This is a genomic window from Curtobacterium sp. B8, from assembly GCF_000333315.1.
In the GTDB taxonomy this organism is placed as follows: domain Bacteria; phylum Actinomycetota; class Actinomycetes; order Actinomycetales; family Microbacteriaceae; genus Curtobacterium; species Curtobacterium luteum.
In genome coordinates this window covers 1-3,500 of sequence record NZ_BACW01000617.1, presented here as the reverse complement: position 1 = coordinate 3,500, position 3,500 = coordinate 1, and the positions used below count along the sequence as shown (strand labels likewise).

Genomic DNA, 3,500 nt, shown 5'->3' with positions numbered 1-3,500 from the left:
GGCGTTCCACCACCTCATGGCGCCGCTCTCGCGGAACGCCGACCAGGTGGCCGACTTCGCGACCGACGCGCTCCTGCACGTGCCGCGGCACCCGCTGACGGTCGCCCGCTTCGGTCTCCGTGCGCTCGAGCAGGGCACCCGCGCGTGGAACGCCCGCTTCCGCGAGGACGTGGCACCGGCCATGGTGACCGGCGTCGCGGCCCACTCCATCCAGCACGTGCCGTCGTTGTCGACCGCCGCGGCGGCGCTGTCGCTCGGGTCGTACGCCCACGCCCGCGGGTGGCCGGTGCCGATCGGCGGCAGCCAGGCGATCGTCGACGCGCTCGCCGCGGACCTCCTCGCGCACGGGGGCACGATCGAGACCGGGCGCGACGTCACGAGCCTCGGCGACCTGACGCCGGCGAAGGCGGTGCTGTTCGACACGAGCGTGCCCGGGATGCTCCGGATCGCCGGCACGCAGATCCCGACACCGCGGCGCGGGGCGCTCCGCCGCTTCCGCTTCGGCAACGCGGCCGCGAAGGTCGACTTCGCGCTGTCCGGGCCGGTCCCGTGGGAGAACGAGCAGCTCCGGAAGGCCGGGACGGTGCACATCGGCGGGACGCGCGCCGAGATCGCCGAGGCCGAGGGAGCGGTGGCCCGCGGGCAGCACGCCGAGCGGCCGTACGTCCTCGGTTCCGAGCCCACGGTGGTGGACCCGAGCCGGGCACCGGCCGGGAAGCACGTCTTCTGGGCGTACGCGCACGTCCCCGCCGGGTCCGACGTCGACCAGACCGAGGCGGTCACCCGGCAGATCGAACGGTTCGCTCCGGGGTTCCGCGACGTCGTCCTGCACTCGTCCAGCCGCACCGCGGTCCAGATGGCCGAGTACAACCCGAACTACGAGCGCGGCGACATCGCCGCGGGGGCCGCGAGCTTCTGGCAGCTCGTCAAGCGCCCGGTCCTGTCGTCGGACCCGTGGCGGATGGGCGGCGGCATGTACCTCGCGTCGCAGAGCGCGGCGCCAGGGCCCGGAGTCCACGGCATGGCCGGATGGCACGCAGCCAAGAGCGCCCTGCGCCACACGTTCGGCCTGCCCACCGACGTCGATCTCGCACCGGAGGGCTGATCCATGGCGAAGAACGTCCGCATCCTGCACTGCCGCCCGGAGGACGTCTTCGACGTGTTCCGCGACGGCTGGCTCTACACGACCTGGGTGGTCGGCGCATCACGGATGCGCGGCGAGGACCCGGGATGGCCGGCGGTCGGCAGCCGGATCCACCACTCCTTCGGCGTCTGGCCGATCGTCATCGACGACACGACGACCGTGGAGGTCTGGGACCCGCCCCGCGCGATGACGATCCGGCCGGAGGGCTGGCCGATGGGCGAGGCCCGGGTCGAGTTGACGGTCGAGGAGCACCGGCGGGGCTGCAAGGTCACGATCGTCGAGAACGCGATCGCGGGGCCCGGCTCGCACGTTCCGGACCTCCTCATGCAGCCGACGATCTGGGTGCGGAACCACGAGACGCTGCGGCGGCTCGCCTGGGTCGCAGCGGGTCGCGCCGGGCGCGACTGAAGGACGGCCTGGAGGCCCGTGGCGGCGCCGCCACGGGCCTCCAGGCCGTCGCGCTGGATCGCCGCTACTCGGCGCGGCTGAACTCGCTCGCGCGACGCACCTGGTCGTCCGTCAGGGCGACGCCCGTGTACCGCTCGAACTGGCGGGCCGCCTGCAGGGCGATGACCTCAGCGCCCGTGATGACGTGCTTGTCGGCAGCTCGGCCGGCGCGCACGAGCGGCGTCTCCGACGGGAACGCGACCACGTCGAAGACGGTGTGCGCCGCGGCGATGCGCGTGTCCTCGAACGCGAGCGTGTCCTCGTCGTCGCCCCGCATCCCGAGCGGGGTGACGTTCACGAGGACGTCGGCCGCACCGGCATCGCGCTCGTCCGCGACCCGTTCGTAGCCGTACTGCGCCGCGAGGGCCGGGCCGGTGTCGTCGTTCCGTGCGACGACGGTCAGGTGCTCGAACCCGGCGCCGCGGAACGCCGCTGTCACGGCCTTGGCCATGCCGCCGGACCCGCGCAGCAGCACCCGGGAGGCACGGTCCACGTCGTGGCTCGCGAGCAGGGACGCCACGGCCTCGTAGTCGGTGTTCGACGCGGTGAGGACCCCGTCGTCGTTCACGACCGTGTTCACGGACTGGATCGCCGCCGCCGACTCCTCGATGACGTCGACGAGCGGGATGATCGCCTCCTTGAAGGGCATCGACACCGAGCAGCCGCGGATGCCGAGCGCCCGGATCCCCGCGACGGCACCGGGCAGGTCGGTCGTCGTGAACGCCTTGTAGAGGAAGTTCAGCCCGAGTTCGTCGTACAGGAAGTTGTGGAACCGGGTGCCGATGTTGCTCGGTCGGGCCGCCAGCGACATGCAGACCTGCATGTCCTTGTTGAGGATGGGCATGGCGCCAGTCTCGCACGCCGGTGCCGATGGAGCGGTCCATGGTCGGTGTCGACGGGCGGGGCGTAACGTCGTCGGCATGGCAGAGATCCCCGACACCATGCGCGCCGTCCGGTTCTCCGAGTGGGGTGACCGCTCCGTGCTGCACGTCGAGCAGGTCCCGGTCCCTCCGGTCGAGGCGGGCAGGGTGCTCGTCCGGGTGCGCGCCGCCGGCATCAACCCGGGGGAGGCGGCGATCCGCCAGGGACTCTTCGACGGCGAGGACCCGTCGAAGCTGCCCTCGGGGCAGGGCACCGACTTCGCGGGCATCGTCGTGGCGGTCGGTGCGGGCGTGGACGGCGTCGACGAGGGCGAGGAGGTCCTCGGCTGGTCGTGGGAGCGGTCGAGCCAGGCCGAGTACGTGTCGGTGCCGGCGGGCCAGGTCGTGCAGAAGCCGCACCTGCTCTCGTGGGAGGTCGCCGGCGGGCTCGACGTCATCGCGACGACCGCGGCAGCGGCCGTGCGTGCCGTGGACCCGCGGCCGGGGGAGACGGTCGTCGTGTCCGGGGCCGCCGGCGGCGTCGGCGGCTTCGTGACGCAGCTGCTCACGAACGAGGGGATCGACGTCATCGCGATCGCCTCCGAGGCGAACCACGACTGGCTCCGGTCGAAGGGCGCCCGGCCCGTGTCGTACGGCGACGGCCTGCAGGAGCGGATCAGGGAGCTGGCGACGAACGGTGTCGACGCGCTCATCGACACGTACGGCCCCGAGTACGTGCACCTCGGTGTCGCGCTCGGCGTCCCGGTGGACCGCATCGAGACGATCATCGCGTTCGAGGTCGCGGCGGAGCTCGGGGCGAAGGCTTCGGGCAGTGCGGACACCGCGGACCCGGAGATCCTCGGCGCACTCGCGATGCAGGTCGCCGACGGGGCGATCGAGGTCCCGATCGCCGGGACGTACCCGCTCGACCGGGTGCAGGACGCCTACGCCGAGCTCGAGCAGCGGCACACCCGCGGCAAGATCGTCCTCGTCCCGTAGCCGTCCGGGGCCGGCTCCGACCCCGCAGCCGCAGGGAACGGGTCGTCCGT

At 72.9% G+C, this 3,500-nt stretch carries 4 protein-coding genes; 3 read left to right on the top strand and 1 reads right to left on the bottom strand.

Features of this window, described 5'->3' with window-relative positions:
• Nucleotides 1–1,105, top strand: a 1,105-nt coding sequence (locus I59_RS16650) for an NAD(P)/FAD-dependent oxidoreductase (RefSeq protein ID WP_022904844.1), incomplete at its 5' end; no start/stop codon positions are given.
• Nucleotides 1,106–1,108: 3 nt separating this feature from the next.
• The gene (locus I59_RS16645; RefSeq protein WP_022904843.1) at nucleotides 1,109–1,552 is read left to right on the top strand and encodes an SRPBCC family protein; all 444 of its coding nucleotides are present in this window, start codon (nucleotides 1,109–1,111) and stop codon (nucleotides 1,550–1,552) included.
• Between the two features lie 64 nt (nucleotides 1,553–1,616).
• Here the strand turns inward: I59_RS16645 and I59_RS16640 are convergent, their stop codons facing one another.
• Nucleotides 1,617–2,435: a shikimate 5-dehydrogenase gene (locus tag I59_RS16640; protein WP_022904842.1), complete on the bottom strand. Its 819-nt coding sequence runs from the start codon at nucleotides 2,433–2,435 to the stop codon at nucleotides 1,617–1,619.
• Between the two features lie 76 nt (nucleotides 2,436–2,511).
• Here I59_RS16640 and I59_RS16635 point away from each other — a divergent pair, with 76 nt between their 5' ends.
• On the top strand, nucleotides 2,512–3,450 hold the full coding sequence (locus tag I59_RS16635; protein ID WP_022904841.1) for an NADP-dependent oxidoreductase: 939 nt from the start codon (nucleotides 2,512–2,514) through the stop codon (nucleotides 3,448–3,450).
• The last annotated feature ends 50 nt before the right edge of the window (nucleotides 3,451–3,500 follow it).

Excerpts from the sequence above, each read along its gene's own strand:
- I59_RS16645 (WP_022904843.1), top strand. The coding sequence starts at position 1,109 with ATGGCGAAGAACGTCCGCATCCTGCACTGCCGCCCGGAGGACGTCTTC.
- I59_RS16640 (WP_022904842.1), bottom strand. The coding sequence starts at position 2,435 with ATGCCCATCCTCAACAAGGACATGCAGGTCTGCATGTCGCTGGCGGCC.
- I59_RS16635 (WP_022904841.1), top strand. The coding sequence starts at position 2,512 with ATGGCAGAGATCCCCGACACCATGCGCGCCGTCCGGTTCTCCGAGTGG.